At 60.4% G+C, this 15878-nt stretch carries 18 protein-coding genes; 7 read left to right on the forward strand and 11 right to left on the reverse strand.

Features of this window, described 5'->3' with window-relative positions; genetic code table 11:
* The first annotated feature begins 64 nt into the window (after positions 1-64).
* Positions 65-451 carry a hypothetical protein gene (locus PSH57_RS20130; protein ID WP_305385082.1) on the forward strand — a complete coding sequence of 129 codons (387 nt, stop codon included), beginning with the start codon at positions 65-67 and terminating at the stop codon, positions 449-451.
* Positions 452-453: 2 nt separating this feature from the next.
* Complete coding sequence (locus PSH57_RS20135; RefSeq protein WP_305385084.1) at positions 454-936, forward strand: GreA/GreB family elongation factor; 483 nt, start codon at positions 454-456, stop codon at positions 934-936.
* A gap of 10 nt (positions 937-946) precedes the next feature.
* On the opposite strand, the gene cysB is transcribed toward PSH57_RS20135, so the two are convergent.
* From cysB to PSH57_RS20155, 4 genes are all read right to left on the reverse strand, one after another.
* Complete coding sequence (gene cysB, locus PSH57_RS20140; RefSeq protein ID WP_018603112.1) at positions 947-1921, reverse strand: HTH-type transcriptional regulator CysB; 975 nt, start codon at positions 1919-1921, stop codon at positions 947-949.
* A gap of 111 nt (positions 1922-2032) precedes the next feature.
* A complete protein-coding gene (locus PSH57_RS20145; RefSeq protein ID WP_305385086.1) occupies positions 2033-2533 on the reverse strand; it encodes a universal stress protein in 501 nt (166 codons plus the stop codon).
* A 96-nt stretch (positions 2534-2629) separates the two neighbouring features.
* Positions 2630-3535 carry a 5'-nucleotidase gene (locus tag PSH57_RS20150; RefSeq protein WP_305385088.1) on the reverse strand — a complete coding sequence of 302 codons (906 nt, stop codon included), beginning with the start codon at positions 3533-3535 and terminating at the stop codon, positions 2630-2632.
* Between the two features lie 20 nt (positions 3536-3555).
* A complete protein-coding gene (locus PSH57_RS20155) occupies positions 3556-4509 on the reverse strand; it encodes a putative 2-dehydropantoate 2-reductase (RefSeq protein WP_305385089.1) in 954 nt (317 codons plus the stop codon).
* A 294-nt stretch (positions 4510-4803) separates the two neighbouring features.
* On the opposite strand from PSH57_RS20155, the gene PSH57_RS20160 reads away from it, so the two are divergent.
* Positions 4804-5880 (forward strand): 3-deoxy-7-phosphoheptulonate synthase, encoded by a 1077-nt coding sequence (locus tag PSH57_RS20160; protein WP_003199364.1) that lies wholly within the window; start codon positions 4804-4806, stop codon positions 5878-5880.
* Positions 5881-6022: 142 nt separating this feature from the next.
* Here the strand turns inward: PSH57_RS20160 and PSH57_RS20165 are convergent, their stop codons facing one another.
* Positions 6023-6304 carry a GNAT family N-acetyltransferase gene (locus PSH57_RS20165; protein ID WP_047226353.1) on the reverse strand — a complete coding sequence of 94 codons (282 nt, stop codon included), beginning with the start codon at positions 6302-6304 and terminating at the stop codon, positions 6023-6025.
* A gap of 633 nt (positions 6305-6937) precedes the next feature.
* Here PSH57_RS20165 and oprI point away from each other — a divergent pair.
* Positions 6938-7189: an outer membrane lipoprotei OprI gene (gene oprI, locus PSH57_RS20170; protein ID WP_256231415.1), complete on the forward strand. Its 252-nt coding sequence runs from the start codon at positions 6938-6940 to the stop codon at positions 7187-7189.
* Positions 7190-7315: 126 nt separating this feature from the next.
* Here oprI and PSH57_RS20175 read toward each other — a convergent pair whose 3' ends face one another.
* The 3 genes from PSH57_RS20175 to PSH57_RS20185 form a co-directional block, all read right to left on the reverse strand.
* Positions 7316-8287, reverse strand: a complete 972-nt coding sequence (locus PSH57_RS20175) for a L,D-transpeptidase family protein (RefSeq protein ID WP_305385092.1) — start codon at positions 8285-8287, stop codon at positions 7316-7318.
* A 237-nt stretch (positions 8288-8524) separates the two neighbouring features.
* Positions 8525-8818 (reverse strand): hypothetical protein, encoded by a 294-nt coding sequence (locus PSH57_RS20180; RefSeq protein ID WP_047226351.1) that lies wholly within the window; start codon positions 8816-8818, stop codon positions 8525-8527.
* A 56-nt stretch (positions 8819-8874) separates the two neighbouring features.
* A complete protein-coding gene (locus PSH57_RS20185) occupies positions 8875-9480 on the reverse strand; it encodes an arylesterase (RefSeq protein ID WP_256231417.1) in 606 nt (201 codons plus the stop codon).
* A gap of 10 nt (positions 9481-9490) precedes the next feature.
* Here PSH57_RS20185 and PSH57_RS20190 point away from each other — a divergent pair, with 10 nt between their 5' ends.
* The 3 genes from PSH57_RS20190 to greB are packed head-to-tail and all read left to right on the forward strand — an operon-like array spanning position 9491 to position 13210.
* Positions 9491-10174 (forward strand): ABC transporter ATP-binding protein, encoded by a 684-nt coding sequence (locus PSH57_RS20190; protein WP_092397715.1) that lies wholly within the window; start codon positions 9491-9493, stop codon positions 10172-10174.
* Entirely contained in the window at positions 10174-12678 is a 2505-nt protein-coding gene (locus tag PSH57_RS20195) for an ABC transporter permease (RefSeq protein WP_305416029.1), read from the forward strand. Before PSH57_RS20190 ends, PSH57_RS20195 begins: the two co-directional genes overlap by 1 nt.
* Positions 12679-12712: 34 nt before the next feature.
* Positions 12713-13210 (forward strand): transcription elongation factor GreB, encoded by a 498-nt coding sequence (greB, locus tag PSH57_RS20200; RefSeq protein ID WP_047226347.1) that lies wholly within the window; start codon positions 12713-12715, stop codon positions 13208-13210.
* A gap of 109 nt (positions 13211-13319) precedes the next feature.
* Here greB and PSH57_RS20205 read toward each other — a convergent pair whose 3' ends face one another.
* The 3 genes from PSH57_RS20205 to PSH57_RS20215 form a co-directional block, all read right to left on the reverse strand.
* Complete coding sequence (locus PSH57_RS20205) at positions 13320-13628, reverse strand: class I SAM-dependent methyltransferase (protein ID WP_305385094.1); 309 nt, start codon at positions 13626-13628, stop codon at positions 13320-13322.
* A 252-nt stretch (positions 13629-13880) separates the two neighbouring features.
* Positions 13881-14315, reverse strand: a complete 435-nt coding sequence (locus PSH57_RS20210) for a DoxX family protein (RefSeq protein WP_305385095.1) — start codon at positions 14313-14315, stop codon at positions 13881-13883.
* Between the two features lie 99 nt (positions 14316-14414).
* Positions 14415-15836 (reverse strand): MltF family protein, encoded by a 1422-nt coding sequence (locus PSH57_RS20215; RefSeq protein WP_305385096.1) that lies wholly within the window; start codon positions 15834-15836, stop codon positions 14415-14417.
* Positions 15837-15878 lie beyond the last annotated feature (42 nt).

Here is a 15878-nt window from a genome sequence, read left to right on the forward strand (position 1 = left end):
CGACGGCGATTAATCTTCATGCGACAATCGCCGCCTATCACGTGTTCATTGCCAGGAAGCAGCCATGTCCGATCACCCGCCAGCGCCACGCGTTACCGCCTTGCAATTGACCGTCAGCATTGCCCTGGGCCTGTGGCTGGGGTTCCTCGCCATCGTGTTGACCGGTTGGCTGCTGTCCAGATTCCTGTTCAACGAACAACTGGCGCCAGTGGCAGCGGCCGTGCAGCAATTGGGGCAACCGCCGGCGGTGCAACCGGCCCCGGAACCGCCAACCCCCATGTTCGAGCAATACCAGCAAAACCTGCAACGAAACGAGCAACGGCAGGCTCTGGATCAAGCCCGCAGCGACCCTCGCAACCTGTCCAACCCCAAGTGCCAGTTCTGGCTACAACAGGACCAGAATGCGCCCAGTGAAAAGAGCCGTGCCAACGTTTTGCAATTTTGCGATTGATCATGAACAAACAGATCGTCCACCAACTGATTCTCGACAAACTCAGGGTTGACCTCAGTATCGCCGAGCGCGCCGCGCAGACGGCCTACGAAACCGCGACCCACGAGGAAAACATCGCCGAGAACAAATACGACACCCTGGGCCTTGAAGCGTCTTACCTCGCCGCCGGGCAAGCCAGGCGTGTCGAAGAAATCCGCCAGGCCCTCGCCCTTTGCCAGAACCTGGTGCTGCGGCCCTACGACGAACAGCGCGGCATTCAGATTGGCACGTTGATCGGGCTGGCGGATGAGGATGACCGCCAGCAATGGTTGTTTCTGGGGCCGGATGCAGCAGGGTTGAAAGTATCGCTGGTGGGCCAGCCGATCACCGTCATCACCCCTCGCTCACCGCTGGGACGAAGCCTGCTGGGCAAATTCGAAGGGGATGAAGTGGAGATCGTCGTCGCAGGCGCCCGGCAACAGTTCACTGTCACCGAGGCGATCTAGCGCTCACTGTTCAGTGCACCGGTAATTCCACACCGTCGAACAGCTCTTCGAGTTCCTGCTTGTTGTGGCACTGGATGGCCTTGGCCATGACTTCCCGGGTCAGGTGGGGGGCGAACTTTTCGATGAAGTCGCACATGAAGCCACGCAGGAAGGTGCCGCGCCGGAAACCGATTTTGGTCACGCTGGACTCGAACAACTCGCTGGCATCCAGCACCACCAGGTCGCCATCCAGCTTGGTATCGACGGCCATTTTCGCCACGATGCCCACGCCCAGGCCAAGGCGTACATAGGTCTTGATGACGTCGGCGTCGGCGGCGGTGAACACCACTTTCGGGGTCAGACCACGATGGCTGAAGGCTTCGTCGAGTTTCGAGCGGCCGGTGAAACCGAACACATAAGTCACGATGGGGTATTCGGCCAGGGCTTCAAGCGTCAGCTTTGGCAGTTTGGTCAACGGATGGCCCTGGGGGACAACCACGCAGCGGTTCCAGCGATAGCAGGGCATCATCACCAGGTCGCCGAACAACTCCAGGGCCTCGGTGGCGATGGCGAAATCCACGGTGCCATCGGCCGCCATTTCGGCGATCTGCATTGGCGAGCCCTGGTGCATATGCAAGGCCACGTCCGGGTATTGCTTGATGAAATTGCTGATCACCGGAGGCAGTGCATAACGGGCCTGGGTGTGGGTAGTGGCAATCGACAGCGTGCCTTTTTTCTCGTTGGAAAATTCCTGGGCAATCTGCTTGATGCTTTCGACCTTGCGCAGGATCTCCCCGGCCGTGGTGATGATGCGCTCACCGGCCGGGGTCACGCGGGTCAAGTGCTTGCCGCTGCGGGCGAAGACTTCAACACCCAGCTCATCCTCCAACAGGCGGATCTGCTTGCTGATGCCGGGTTGCGACGTGTAAAGGCTTTGGGCAGTAGCGGAAACGTTGAGGTCGTGGTGCGCCACTTCCCAGATGTAGCGCAGTTGTTGAAGCTTCATATGTATCCCTCAAAGCAGTTGGACGCCACGGGCATCAGCGACGGTATATAACTATATGAATGGTTGCATTAATTAATCTAGAACTTTTTATAAAAAAGCCACTACTTTGCCTCAAGACTCCCCCTGACGTCGCCGCTGCACCAGCGGCACCAGGTAGACCGGTACCCGGGATAACTGCAATACCCGCGCAGCGGTCCTGCCCAGAGGTGTTTCACCGCTCGCCCCTTGACAGTGACTGCCTAGGATCAGCAAATCGACAGAGAGTTTCGCAGCCTGTTCGAGAATGACCTGGGATGGATCGCCCTGAAACACCCTGACCGACTTGATCAGTTTCAAGTCCTGCTGCCCCTCACCCAACTCTTCACGAAAGCTGTCAAGCACCCGCTGTTCAATGTTGGCCATCACCGTATTCAGACCCTGGCGATGAAATTCGTTCAGCGCCTGCTCATCGAGATAACTTTGTAACACCGACTCCGCGAACAGCCCCATCGGCTCTACCGCATGCACCACATACAACTCGGCTTCAAACGTCCGTGCCAACGCCAAGGCATGCTGCATCACATAAGGGGCATAAAGTCCCAGGTCTGTGGCGTACAGCATCGAACCAATCATGTGACCTCCTCGCGTGCCAGAATGGCGGAGATGGATTCAGCTTAGCAGCGCCTTGAGGAGTACGACGTCTAGCGTAACGTCCCAAACAACGGGCAGTTAGAGCTTCACTTCATTACTGATGCCGTGAGGCACATGACCGGTGGCGACCACTTCGCGAGCCAGCTCGCAGTGGCCGGTCTGGTCGTCGAAAAAGACGTCGGCGGCGAAGGCTTCGAGAAACGCCGATTTGGTCAGGCCACCGAGAAACAGCGACTCATCCAGACGAATATCCCATTCGCGCAGCGTACGAATGACGCGCTCGTGGGCCGGTGCCGAACGGGCAGTGACCAACGCCGTGCGAATCGGACAGGCGTCTTCGGGGAACTCGCGTTGCAATGCATTGAGTGCCGCCAGAAACCCCTTGAACGGCCCGCCTCGCAGCGGCTCACGGGCCGCCTGCCGCTCGCTGGCCTGGAACGCAGCCAGGCCACCGCTCTGATAGACACGCTCGGACTCGTCGGAAAACAGCACCGCATCGCCGTCGAAAGCGATGCGCAGTTCCTCGCTCGCGGCGCGGCTGGCACCACCCGACAGAATGGTCGCAGCAGCAAATCCGGCGTCCAGGGCACTGCGCACATCTTCAGCGTGGGTGGACAGAAAAAGATCACAGCCGAACGCCTTCAAATAAGGGTAAGGACTGCGACCGCCGACGAACGCCGCGCGGGAAATCGCCAGCCCATAATGATGAATCGAGTTGAACACTCGCAGGCCGGTGTCGGCGCTGTTGCGCGACACCAGAACCACCTCGACCCGCGCACGCCCCAGGTGCTCGTTGAGACTCAGCAGCTTTTGTACGAGAGCGAAGGCGTCGCCGGGTTCGAGGACTTCATCCTCATGCTCAATCTGATATTGCCGGTAGGCCTCGACACCGCCCGACAGGTACACCTTGTGACTTTCACTCAGATCGAACAGCGCACGCGATGAAATCGCCAGCACCAGTTTGTCGTCGATGTTGTTTGCCATGTCGCTCCCCTTTCGCCCAATCAGCGGTTTCGTCGGTCTATATATGCCAACGCCTGATACAAGGCTTCGATTTTCGGCAGCTCACAACCGGCCCTTTTTGCTGCCGCCAATGGTCGGCTGTAAATAGCCTCCAGCTCCAGCGCGCGCTGGTGGGAGTAATCGTGATACATACTCGGCCAGTAGTCGGGCATTTTTTCGGTCATCGCAAACAGATATTCGGCGTAGCCCGGCGCAATGTGGTGGCCGCAAGCCTGAGCGCCACGCACCACCTCCCCCATCAGAGCCTGGATCAACCCCCGGCTGTCACCATCGGCCATCAACGGCGTGGTACTGGCATCGAGCAGAACCGAAAGGCCGTTGTACGGCACGTTCCACACCAGTTTCTGCCAGCGCGCCTGCTGCAGGTCGGGCATGGCCTGGGAGTCCACACCGGCGGTACGGAACAGTCCTGCCCCCTGCTCGACAATCGCCATGCGTTCAGCCTGATCGCGGCAAGGACCACTGTGGTAACCGATGTTGACTGCACCCAGGGCCTGGTGGGCGATGACGCCAGGAGCGACGCGATGTACACAGATCAGGCACAGACCGCCCAGCAGGTGCAGTGAATCAGGCAGCAACGGTCGAAGGTCGTCTTCAACATCAAGGCCATTCTGCAGCAACAGGACTTTCGCCCCCTCAGCGGCGGCCTGGATGATCGCCGGGGCCAGGTCGGCATTGCTGGTGGTCTTGGCCCCGACCAATAGCCAGTCGCAGGGTGGCATGTCGGCTGCTGAACGATACGCCTGGACCGGGTTGAGCGTCAGCGCGCCGTGAACCGCGCTGTCGACTCGCAAACCGCCCTCGGCCACCGGCCCAAATTCACTGCGCAGTAAAAAGTGCACGTCAAAACCGGCCCGAGCCAGCATCACCCCATAGAACCCGCCGATCGCACCGGTGCCGATTATCCCGATCCGCGGTTTAACGCCTGCCTGCATGATTGCCACTCCTCTGGTAAAACAGCCCATGCGCATCATTACATAGGAGCCGGCCAACGTGGCGGGGGGCTTGCTCCCGCCAGGCCGTTCCACCTTCGAGCGCAGCAGGCCCTTTTGTGAGCACAGCATACTCAAGCGCGAACAAGCTCCTCGGGACAATTAAACCCGTGCCTGCCCATTGTCGAGCAACCTCGTAACGCGCTAAGGTTCGGCTCCCCGACGCGCTTAAATCCGCTGTGCACCGCCGCGCGGGGATCGCTGGCGGCCGGCACCCGTGACCTGACGAGTAACACGATGGCTGATTTACCGATCAATGACCTAAACGTCGCCTCCAACGAGACCCTCATCACGCCTGACCAGCTCAAGCGCGATATCCCCTTGAGCGACGCTGCACTGCGCACCGTGACCAAGGGCCGGGAAGTCATTCGCAATATTCTCGACGGCACCGACCATCGCCTGTTCGTGGTCATCGGGCCCTGCTCGATCCATGACATCAAGGCCGCCCACGAATATGCCGAACGCCTGAAAGTGCTGGCGGCGGAAGTCTCCGACACCCTGTACCTGGTGATGCGGGTGTATTTCGAAAAGCCGCGCACCACCGTCGGCTGGAAAGGCCTGATCAACGACCCGTACCTGGACGACTCCTTCAAGATCCAGGACGGCCTGCACATCGGTCGCCAATTGCTGCTGGACCTCGCCGAAATGGGCCTGCCCACCGCTACCGAAGCCCTGGACCCGATCTCCCCGCAGTACTTGCAGGACCTGATCAGTTGGTCGGCCATCGGTGCACGGACCACCGAATCCCAGACTCACCGTGAAATGGCTTCGGGCCTGTCCTCGGCCGTAGGCTTCAAGAACGGCACCGACGGTGGTCTCACCGTGGCAATCAACGCCCTGCAATCGGTTTCCAGCCCTCACCGCTTCCTGGGCATCAACCAGGAAGGCGGCGTGTCGATCGTCACCACCAAGGGCAACGCCTATGGTCACGTGGTGTTGCGCGGTGGCAACGGCAAGCCGAACTACGACTCGGTCAGCGTCGCGCTGTGTGAACAGGCGCTGAACAAGGCCAAGATCAAGCCGAACATCATGGTCGACTGCAGTCACGCCAACTCCAACAAGGATCCGGCGCTGCAACCGCTGGTGATGGAAAATGTGGCCAACCAGATCCTGGAAGGCAACCAGTCGATTATCGGTCTGATGGTCGAAAGCCATCTGAACTGGGGCTGCCAGGCGATCCCCAAGGATCTGGCGGACTTGCAGTACGGCGTGTCCATCACCGATGCCTGCATTGACTGGAGCGCAACCGAGAACACCCTGCGCAGCATGCACGCCAAGCTCAAGGACGTGTTGCCTAAACGTCAGCGCGGCTAAAAGGATCGCAGCCTCGTTGCACTCGACAGCTCCTACGCCGGCTATGCGTAAGAGCTGACGAAGCCTGCGATCTTTGCTCTCCTCAAGGCATAAAAAAACGCCGGGCTTTTCAGCCCGGCGTTTTTTTGGGGTATCCGTTGAATCAGAGCTTGGCCGCGTGGCGCTGATGACGCTCCATGTAGCGTTCCACATAGGAGCATGACGGGATCACCGTGTAGCCCATTTCGTCGGCGTATTGCAGCGCCCTTTCGGTCAGTGCCGCCGCAATGCCGCGACCGCGCAAGGCGTTGGGCACGAAGGTGCGATAGATATCCAGGGTCTGTTTGCCCAGGTCCATATAGGTCAGATAGGCACGATGACCGTCCACATTGGTCTCGAACTGATGACCAGCCTGGTCATGGTGGATGGACAACGCCTCGCTCATCACTACTCCTCGCGGGTCTGAATGCTGACCCCTACCTTACCGATGTTTTTCCGGCGAAGGAACATCTACGCCACCCCGTGCCTGTCTGGTCACCGAGCGCCAACACCCACCGCTCAACCCCGAGCACGTCGTGAATAGTAGGCACCAATGACGCAAATGCTCAAGGCACGCCCGTCAACGGGGGTAAAACCCGGTCGGGTTTATCGATTGAGCGCCACCGTCACGCGCTAGTCGGCCAAGGCGCAATAGCTGAACATCGCCAGTTGTTGAGTCGTGAGACGAGCGCCGGTTATTAAAGTCACCGCCAACACCAATAAAGATACCCGACCCACTGAGCAAAAAACGCTCAAAAGTGTAGACGAATCAATAAACAACGACGATAACGGGGCTGGGGAAAAGTTCTCATGGGGCGGAACTTTTCGTCCTTCTTGTGCTCCAGCCATGGGCTTGCGGTTGCATATTTTTTAAACAACACCCCAAAAAGTTGCTCGAAAAAGAATCACCGCCTACAATTTTTTTGCTTCTTGCGCTACGTCAGTTTACTTACTACAAGTAATGGGTAGTATGTACGCCGGCTAACTCCTCACTGTGAGGAGACAGTCACTTAATAGAAAGTCCTTGAAGGGGAACACGATGAACAACGTTCTGAAATTCTCTGCTCTGGCCCTGGCCGCAGTTCTGGCTACCGGTTGCAGCAGCGCATCGAAAGAAACCGAAGCACGTCTGACTGCTACCGAAGACTCAGCAGCTCGCGCCCAAGCTCGTGCAGACGAAGCTTACCGTAAAGCTGATGAAGCTCTGGCTGCTGCTCAAAAAGCACAACAGACTGCTGACGAAGCTAACGAGCGTGCTCTGCGCATGCTGGAAAAAGCTAGCCGCAAGTAATAGTCCCCCGGGATTGTTATCGAGCCGACCCATTTTTTGGGTCGGCTTTTTTATTGCCTGGCGTTTCCCCAGGCAATAAAAAACCCGCCGACATCGCGAAACGCCGGCGAGTTTCTATTGCAGGTTTTACTGTTGCAGATCGATCGGTGCGCTCGAGACCATGGGTGTCGAAGTATTCGGAACGGCGATCTCGACCGGCAAACCGTCTTCGGCAGCCACCACGTCACGCACCACATCCCAGTCCATGCGCAGGTTGCTGGTGATGTCTTCACGCTTGAGCATCGTGTTGATCACCGCGGTGTGCTTGTCCACCACCGACGGGTTGCCGTTGTCGTCCAGCGGTGTATGGGCTTCCAGATAAACCTTGCCGCCGCTCACACCCAGCTTGTAGGGATCGTTGATGATCCGTACCGAAGTGCCCACTGGCACCATGCCGGCCATCTGCAGCACATTGTTGTTGAACATGCGGAAACAACCGTGGCTGGTGCGCATGCCGATGCCGAATTTCTTGTTCGAACCATGGATCAGGTAACCCGGAGTGCCCAGGGTGAACTTGAACGGACCCAAGGGGTTATCGGGACCGGCCGGCACCACGTTCGGCAACGGATCACCGTCGGCGGCATGCTCGGCCTTGATCGAGGCCGGCGGAGTCCAGGTCGGGTTAGGAGTCTTGGCAATGATGCTGGTGTGGGCGATTGGAGATCCCCAACCTTCACGACCAATGCCCAGCGGGAAGGTGTAGACCACGTCCCGGCCCTTGGGGAAGTAATAGAGGCGGTACTCGGCGAGGTTGATCACGATGCCTTCACGCGGGCCAGGCGGCAGGATGAAACGGGTCGGCAGCACGACCTCGGTGCCCGCGCCCGGCAACCAGGGGTCGACGCCGGGGTTGGCGGCAACCATCTCGGTGTAGCCCAGGTCGTAGGTAGTGCCCAGGTCGGCGAAGGTGTCTTCGTATTTGGCCTTGATGACCTGCACCTGGCCGACAATGTCTTCGCCTGGCGGTGGCAAAGGCAGCTCCAGAGCGGCAACGGGACCAGCCATGCACAGGGCGGCAAGAGACAGGCAGCGGGTGACGGCAGGCAAGCGCAGCAACATCCGGGAAATCCTTTGCAGGTCGAACAGAGGGTATGAAGATTATGATTGTACACCGCCCCCCGTTATTTCGGGGAGAGAGGCAATGAGGTGTCCGATGCGTAGCATTTCCAGAGACCCAAGAAACTCTGTGGGAGCGGGCTTGCTCGCGAAAGCGGCGGGTCTGCTTGCATTGATTACGAATGTGCCGCCTTCGCGAGCAAGCCCGCTCCCACAAAGGCAATACCTTGAATTGGGGGATTACAACTCGAACCGCAGTTCCGGCCAGATCGGCGAGGTGCCGCGCTTCTGGGACTCCAGGATCGCTCGGCACAATGAACACAGGCGATGATCCTGGAATATCTTGCGATCAACGGCCGACCAGCGCGGCTGGGCCGGCAGCAGGCTGCCGCACAGGGTGCGGTCGGCCGAGCCGCCGAGTTCCAGTTGCCGGGTCACCAGATGCACCCGCACTTCCTGGCAGGCGAACAGGTCCAGCTGTTCGTCAGGCTCGATCAGTTGGTAGGCAAACAGGGACCAGGCGGGACGCGGCATCGGGGGCTCCAAATCGGGGGCGCCACATTAGCCGAAAGACCGCCTGTAGAAAAGCGTCAAAGCAGCGGTTTTAGCGTCGGCCAGACATTTTCCAGCAACTTGCCCTGGGCCGCGACGGACGGGTGCAAGCCATCGCCCTGCATCATTCCCGGAACACCGCCAACGTCCTGAAGGAAAAACGGCACCAGCGGTACTTTTTTCTCTTCGGCCAGGGTGCTGTAGACCCGGGCGAAGGCATCGGTGTAGCGCCGCCCATAATTGGGCGGCAACTGCATGCCCAGCAGCAGCACCTTGGCACCACTGGCGCGGGAGCTGTCGATCATCGCTGCAAGGTTTTGTTGCAATTGCGTGGGTGGCTGTCCGCGCAAGCCATCGTTACCCCCCAGCTCCAGGATCACCAGGTCCGGCTTATGGGCTGCAAGCAGCGCAGGCAGCCGCGCCTGGCCCCCTGCACTGGTGTCGCCACTGATAGAAGCATTGACCACTTTGTCGTCGAAACCTTCGGCCTTGAGCCGTTGTTCGAGCAAGGATACCCAGCCTTGCCGGGTATCCAGGCCGAAAGCGGCGCTGATACTATCGCCAACGATCAGGACTGTACCCGCCGCTGCGTTCTGGGCCATGCACATCAAGGCCAGGCCGGCACTCAAAAACCACACACGCATCGGATTCTCCATGGGCTCAAGCATTCTCACCGCGAAGGACCTTAGCAAAGTGGTTCCCAGCGCGGAAGGTGAACTGACTATCCTGCACGAACTCAGCCTGGAACTGAACAAGGGCGACAGCCTGGCCATCGTCGGCGCATCCGGTTCCGGCAAATCCACCCTCCTGGGCCTGCTGGCCGGCCTCGACCTGCCCAGCAGCGGTGAAGTGACTCTGGCAGGTCAAGCCCTCAGCGTCCTGGATGAAGACCAGCGGGCGCGGATCCGCGCCGAGCATGTCGGCTTTGTCTTCCAGTCGTTCCAGTTGCTCGACAGCCTCAATGCGCTGGAAAACGTCATGCTGCCGTTGGAGCTTGACGGTCGCCAGGATGCCCGCGAACGCGCCACGGAATTGCTGCAGCGGGTCGGCCTGGGCCAGCGCCTGACCCACTCGCCCCGCCAGCTCTCCGGCGGCGAGCAGCAACGCGTGGCGATTGCCCGTGCTTTTGCGGCTGAGCCGGACGTGCTGTTTGCCGACGAACCCACTGGCAACCTCGACAGCCACACCGGTGAGCGCATCAGCGATCTTCTGTTCGAATTGAACAAGGAAAGCGGCACGACCCTGGTGCTGGTCACCCATGACGAACGCCTGGCCCATCGTTGCCGGCGCCTGATTCGACTTGAAGCCGGCCAGATGGTCGCCCCCCTGGAGCCTTGATGGCACGCTTGCCGCTGTTGCGCCTGTTCAGTCTCGCTGTCCGTCAATTGCTGCGCGACGCCCGCGCCGGCGAGTTGCGCGTGCTGTTCTTCGCCCTACTGGTGGCGGTGGCAGCGAGTACCGCCATCGGCTACTTCGGCGCCCGCCTCAACGGCGCGATGATGATGCGCGCCACCGAATTCCTTGGCGCCGACCTGCTGCTCGAAGGCAGCTCGCCTGCCCGCCCCGAACAGATTCGCGGTGGCATCGATCTGGGCCTCGAACATGCCCGGGTGGTGGAGTTCTCCAGCGTCGTGGCCACCGACAATGGCATTCAGCTTTCCAGCGTCAAGGCCGTCGATGACATCTACCCCCTGCGCGGCGAACTGAAAAGCGCCCCCGCCCCGTTCGCCCCGGAAGAAACCGGCGGACGACCGAACCCTGGCGAGGCCTGGGTCGAAGCACGGCTGCTGACAGCACTGGACCTGAAAATTGGCGACAGCATCGACGTCGGCAACCAGCCACTGCGCCTGAGCCGTGTGTTGACCTACGAACCGGATCGCGCCGGCAATTTCTATAGCCTCACGCCCCGGGTCATGATCAACCTCAAGGATCTGGACGCTACCGGCGTCGTGCAGCCCGGCAGCCGCGTCAGTTATCGCGACCTGTGGCGCGGCCCGGCGCCAGCGCTGCAAACCTACCGCGACCTGATCAAGCCGGGCCTGGAGCCCAACCAGCGTCTGCAGGATGCACGCGATGGCAACCGGCAGATCGGTGGCGCCCTGGGCAAAGCCGAACGGTACCTGAACATGGCCAGCCTGGTGGCAGTGCTGCTGTCCGGCGTCGCCGTCGCTCTTTCGGCCAACCGCTTTGCCACCCGACGTTTTGATGCCAGCGCACTGCTGCGCTGCCTGGGGTTGTCACGCCGGGAAACCATGGTGCTGTTCAGCCTGCAATTGACCGTGCTGGGTCTGCTGGCCAGCCTCAGCGGTGCCTTGCTCGGCTGGGTCGCCCAACTGGGACTGTTTGCACTGCTGCATGACCTGTTACCCACCACCGTCCCGCCGGGTGGCCTGCTGCCGGCCATTGCCGGAATCGGCACCGGAATGGTGGCGTTGGCGGGCTTCGCCCTGCCCCCACTGGCTGCATTGGGACGGGTCCCTCCCTTGCGCGTTTTGCGCCGGGACATGCTGCCGATTCCTTCCAGCACCTGGGTGGTCTATGGGGCCGCCCTGGGTGCCCTTGGCCTGATCATGTGGCGCTTGAGCCTGGACCTGGTCCTGACCTTCGCCCTGCTTGGCGGTGGCGTCATCGCAGCGTTGGTGCTCGGCGGCCTGCTGTTGCTGCTGCTCCAGAGCCTGCGCAGGATGCTGGCCCGCGCCTCGTTGCCCTGGCGGCTTGGCCTGGGCCAGCTACTGCGCCACCCGTTGGCGGCGGCCGGCCAGGCGTTGGCATTCGGCCTGATTCTGTTGTCCATGGCGCTGATCGCCCTCTTGCGCGGCGAGCTGCTGGACACCTGGCAAAACCAGTTGCCGAAAAACGCTCCGAACTATTTCGCCCTGAACATCCTGCCCAACGACAAGCAGGCCTTCACCGACAAGTTGCTGGAATTGTCAGCACAATCGGCTCCCCTCTACCCCGTGGTCCCGGGACGCCTGATCAGTATCAACGGCGAGCCGGCCAAGGAGTTTGTCACCAAGGACTCGGCCGGAGACCGGGCCCTGCAGCGCGACCTGAGCCTGACCTGGGCTGCGGACCTGCCGGCGGGCAACGTCGTCACGGCCGGGACCTGGTGGCCACAGCAGCCACCGGACGATATTCCGGGCGTTTCGGTAGAAGACAAGGTGGCCGAGAACCTCAAGATCCAACTGGGGGACCGTCTGGTTTTCAACGTGGGCGGCGTCAATCGCGAGGCGAAGGTCACCAGCTTGCGAGAGATCAACTGGGACAACTTCCAGCCTAACTTTTTCATGATCTTCCAACCCGGCACACTGAAGGATCTACCGGCCACCTATCTCACCAGCTTCTATCTGGCGGCGGGCCACGACCAGCAGATTGTCGACCTGTCCCGGGCCTTCCCGGCGGTGACGATCCTGCAAGTCGAAGCCCTGCTCGAACAGTTGCGCAGCATCCTGGCCCAGGTGACCCTGGCCGTGGAATATGTGTTGCTGTTTGTACTGGCTGCGGGAATGGCCGTGCTGTTCTCCGGCCTGCAAGCCACCCTCGATGAACGGATCCATCAGGGTGCGCTGCTCCGCGCACTGGGTGCCGAACGAACCTTGTTGGTCAAAGCCCGGCGCATCGAGTTCGGCCTGCTGGGAGCGGTCAGTGGCTTGCTCGCGGCCCTGGGTTCGGAACTGGTGAGCCTGGTGCTTTACCGTTACGCGTTCGACCTGCCCTGGCATCCGCATCCATGGCTGCTGGTACTGCCTTTGGTCGGAGCATTATTGATCGGGGCCGCCGGTGTGTTCGGCACGCGTCGAGCCCTCAATGCCAGCCCGCTGACAGTCTTGCGCGAGGGTTGATAGACTCCCGGCTTCGCCACCACAAGAAGTTGCCATGAGCCGTTATCGCCCACCCCGCACCGCCGGCACCGCGCTGATCACCCCCGAGGGCGAGGCGCGGATGCGCGCCGAATTTCATGAGCTGTGGCATGTGCGCCGTCCTCAGGTGACCCAGGCGGTCAGCGAGGCGGCGGCCCAGGGGGATCGCTCGGAAAATGCCGAATACACCTATGGCAAAAAAATGCTGCGGGAAATCGACAGCCGCGTGCGTTTCCTCACCAAGCGCCTGGAAGCCCTCAAGGTGGTCAGTGAAAAACCCAGTGACCCAAACAAAGTGTATTTCGGCGCCTGGGTCACGGTTGAAGATGAGGACGGCAAAGAGTCTCGCTATCGCATCGTCGGCCCCGACGAACTGGACCTGAAGAAGAACCTCATCAGCATCGACTCGCCGTTGGCGCGGGCGTTGATCGGCAAAGCGCTGGATGCTGAGATCAAGGTTCAAACGCCCGCCGGCGAACAACTTTTATATGTCACGCACATTGAATACATATAAAGCTTCAGCGACCCAGGCCCGAAAAACCAAGTCATTACTCTGAACGTCTGAGGGGTCGGCCCGCAGCCTCATTGTGCAAAACTGCATGCTGCCAACTGCCCGGCTCACCTCAACGCCGAGTAATCAGCCCCTGTCGGGCCACGCGGGTCAATTGCCGGATCATTTCGCTGGCGTGCGTCGCACTCGGGGACTGGATAACGGCCAGATCGAAACTGTCGTTGGCAAAACGCGCCAGGGACTCACCGTCTTCGACAAACTGAATAAGGAACGCCGCAGGCCCGTGCTTGCGTCGCGGCCAGCCGTCGAGATAGCGCAACAGCGTTGGCTGGTGAGTACCACCCAGGAGGATTTTTGGATTGCGTTGCAGAAGGTTCGCCGTGATCGGCGCAAGACGTACAAGGGGGCTGGATGCGTTCATCGTGTCGTGTCTCTGCCTCAAAAGTCTGCATGGCAGGTGAGAGGCAACACCGAACCAGCGCTTTAGCGGTATTTCGAAGCCCTGTGTGACCGGCTTCTATCGGTGACTGAATGAGTCACCTGGCGCCCCGCAAGTAGCTGTTTAAATCGGCGCATGAGCGGCATCCTAGAGAAGCTGACCGGCCAGTGTCAAGAATCTGCGCGCACAAAAAAGGCCCGTTCCAGACGGGCCTTCAATGATTCAGGTGTGCAATCAGCGAGCAATGGCCTGGTCGACCGACAGCTTGCCCGCACCTTCGATCAGCACCGCAACGCTGCCTGCCAGCAACGCCAGGGCAAACTCATAACCGTTGTTGGCCATGAACAGCCCGTTGCCAATGTGCACGGAGAAAATCGCCACCAGCGACAGGAAGGCCAGTCCCAACGCCGCTGGACGGGCCAACAGGCCGATGATCAATGCCAGCCCGGCGAAAAACTCGGTGCCGCCGGCCAGTGTCGCCATCAGGTAACCGGGAGTCAGGCCGATGCTTTCCATCCACTGCGCTGTCCCCGTCAAGCCGTAGCCACCGAACAGGCCGAAGAGTTTCTGTGAGCCGTGGGCGGTGAAGATGATCCCGACAACGATGCGCAGGACAGTCAGGCCATAGCCAGCTTGGGTAAACAGTACTTTGTTGATGAAAGTGCTCATTAGGTTCATTCCTTGGGATAAGTGGGTTGGCCGCTATATTAATCAACAAAATGCATGATAAAAGCGGAAAAAATCCGTGATACCAATCAATTTACTCGATCATTTACGTACAACAACCTTTTGCTCCCTGGGTTCTAGCGACTCCCGTTCACGATCAAACGCCAGATAATATTTGTTCACACTATTAACGTAGCTTACCGCGCCCATTCCCACCTGCTCCATGGCGATGCGTTCAACCTGGAAGAACCACTGATTGGGGTTCAGCCCCCGCCGCCTGGCCTCGGCACGCATGCCTTGGACCCGCTCAGGCCCCATGTTGTAGGCGGCCAGGACGAAGGCCATCCGCTCGCGCTCGTTGAGCTTGGGGCTGGCAAAAAACTTGCGGCGGATCATGGCCAGGTACTTGGCGCCGGCCTGCACGTTGGCGTCCAGGTTCTGGATGTTGTGGACCCCGACCCGCCGGGCTGCCGACGGGGTAATCTGCATCAGACCGGTCGGGCCGCTGCCGCTGCGGGCGTTGGGTTGAAGGGAGGACTCCTTGAAGGCCAGCGCCGCCAGGTTGAGCCAATCCATGCCCTGGGCCGCAGCATGCTTTTGCAGCACAGGACGCAATTTTTCAAGACGCTGGCGATTGGCACGGGCCAGCGGATTGTGAACCCGGTACAAGCGGCGATAAATGCGCAGAAACGCGGCGTCCTGATTAGAGGGCGCCTTATAGGTCGTCAGGAATCGGTTGATGCTCGCTCGCAGCATGGCGGCGTCACGGCGGACAAACCAATATTCGTCTGCCGGTTCGCCAATGAGCACCTGCCGGTCGAAACGCAGCTTGGGCAGGAGCTTGCTCCAGCGTTCGGCGATGGGCTGCTCGACGATGGTCAGGTGGAAAATCCCGGCCTGAACCATTTCCAGCACATCTTCTACCGCCAGGGTCGGGTCGACCCACTCGATCTTCACCGGCGGCAGTTTACGCAGCGCCAGCTTCTGGTTGATCTGCCCCAGGGCCTCCCCCGCGGCGCTACCGTTGGGCAACGCCAGGGTCTTGCCCGACAGTTGCTCTACGCGCGTGTAGCGCCGCTGGCCCTTGGCTCCCACCAGAAGCAACGGCACGTCGGTGCGAATCGGATGGCTGGCGCTGACCGAATGGCCTGCCTGGGGCTCGAGCAACTCACCGGGCGCGACCAGGTCGCCCTCTCCGCGCTGCAAGGCGCCCAGCAGTTGGTCCTTAGCCTTGGGAATGATTTTGAGGGTGATTTTCTGGTCATCCCGAGCGTGGCCGTTGAGGTATTGCTCGAAGGCACGTAACCGATGATATTCGACGCCAATGGGTTGCCCCTTGACTTCGCCTGAGCTGTTGCGGCTCTGGTTGACCAGTACCTTCAGGACCCGGCTGCTGCGGATTTGCGCAAGGTCGCGCACCGTCGTCGGCGCTACCACCTGTACCGGCCCGGGCAGCCGCGCCTCGGCCGGCATCGGCAGCAACAGCGAACAACACAGCAGCAATAACACTTGGGGACGTGTCATCCACTCTCCGAAAGGATACTGCGGCCCGCAGCCTTGAAGTAT

The sequence above is a fragment of the Pseudomonas hefeiensis genome (assembly GCF_030687835.1).
Classification (GTDB): Bacteria; Pseudomonadota; Gammaproteobacteria; order Pseudomonadales; family Pseudomonadaceae; genus Aquipseudomonas; species Aquipseudomonas hefeiensis.

What these genes read in the sequence shown, in the direction of transcription:
- oprI (WP_256231415.1), top strand. Translation starts at nt 6,938, where the DNA reads ATGAACAACGTTCTGAAATTCTCTGCTCTGGCCCTGGCCGCAGTTCTG.
- cysB (WP_018603112.1), bottom strand. Translation starts at nt 1,921, where the DNA reads ATGAAGCTTCAACAACTGCGCTACATCTGGGAAGTGGCGCACCACGAC.
- PSH57_RS20210 (WP_305385095.1), bottom strand. Translation starts at nt 14,315, where the DNA reads ATGAGCACTTTCATCAACAAAGTACTGTTTACCCAAGCTGGCTATGGC.
- PSH57_RS20215 (WP_305385096.1), bottom strand. Translation starts at nt 15,836, where the DNA reads ATGACACGTCCCCAAGTGTTATTGCTGCTGTGTTGTTCGCTGTTGCTG.
- PSH57_RS20185 (WP_256231417.1), bottom strand. Translation starts at nt 9,480, where the DNA reads ATGCGTGTGTGGTTTTTGAGTGCCGGCCTGGCCTTGATGTGCATGGCC.
- PSH57_RS20135 (WP_305385084.1), top strand. Translation starts at nt 454, where the DNA reads ATGAACAAACAGATCGTCCACCAACTGATTCTCGACAAACTCAGGGTT.
- PSH57_RS20165 (WP_047226353.1), bottom strand. Translation starts at nt 6,304, where the DNA reads ATGAGCGAGGCGTTGTCCATCCACCATGACCAGGCTGGTCATCAGTTC.
- PSH57_RS20175 (WP_305385092.1), bottom strand. Translation starts at nt 8,287, where the DNA reads ATGTTGCTGCGCTTGCCTGCCGTCACCCGCTGCCTGTCTCTTGCCGCC.
- PSH57_RS20155 (WP_305385089.1), bottom strand. Translation starts at nt 4,509, where the DNA reads ATGCAGGCAGGCGTTAAACCGCGGATCGGGATAATCGGCACCGGTGCG.
- PSH57_RS20205 (WP_305385094.1), bottom strand. Translation starts at nt 13,628, where the DNA reads ATGAACGCATCCAGCCCCCTTGTACGTCTTGCGCCGATCACGGCGAAC.
- PSH57_RS20195 (WP_305416029.1), top strand. Translation starts at nt 10,174, where the DNA reads ATGGCACGCTTGCCGCTGTTGCGCCTGTTCAGTCTCGCTGTCCGTCAA.
- PSH57_RS20180 (WP_047226351.1), bottom strand. Translation starts at nt 8,818, where the DNA reads ATGCCGCGTCCCGCCTGGTCCCTGTTTGCCTACCAACTGATCGAGCCT.
- greB (WP_047226347.1), top strand. Translation starts at nt 12,713, where the DNA reads ATGAGCCGTTATCGCCCACCCCGCACCGCCGGCACCGCGCTGATCACC.
- PSH57_RS20145 (WP_305385086.1), bottom strand. Translation starts at nt 2,533, where the DNA reads ATGATTGGTTCGATGCTGTACGCCACAGACCTGGGACTTTATGCCCCT.
- PSH57_RS20190 (WP_092397715.1), top strand. Translation starts at nt 9,491, where the DNA reads ATGGGCTCAAGCATTCTCACCGCGAAGGACCTTAGCAAAGTGGTTCCC.
- PSH57_RS20150 (WP_305385088.1), bottom strand. Translation starts at nt 3,535, where the DNA reads ATGGCAAACAACATCGACGACAAACTGGTGCTGGCGATTTCATCGCGT.
- PSH57_RS20130 (WP_305385082.1), top strand. Translation starts at nt 65, where the DNA reads ATGTCCGATCACCCGCCAGCGCCACGCGTTACCGCCTTGCAATTGACC.
- PSH57_RS20160 (WP_003199364.1), top strand. Translation starts at nt 4,804, where the DNA reads ATGGCTGATTTACCGATCAATGACCTAAACGTCGCCTCCAACGAGACC.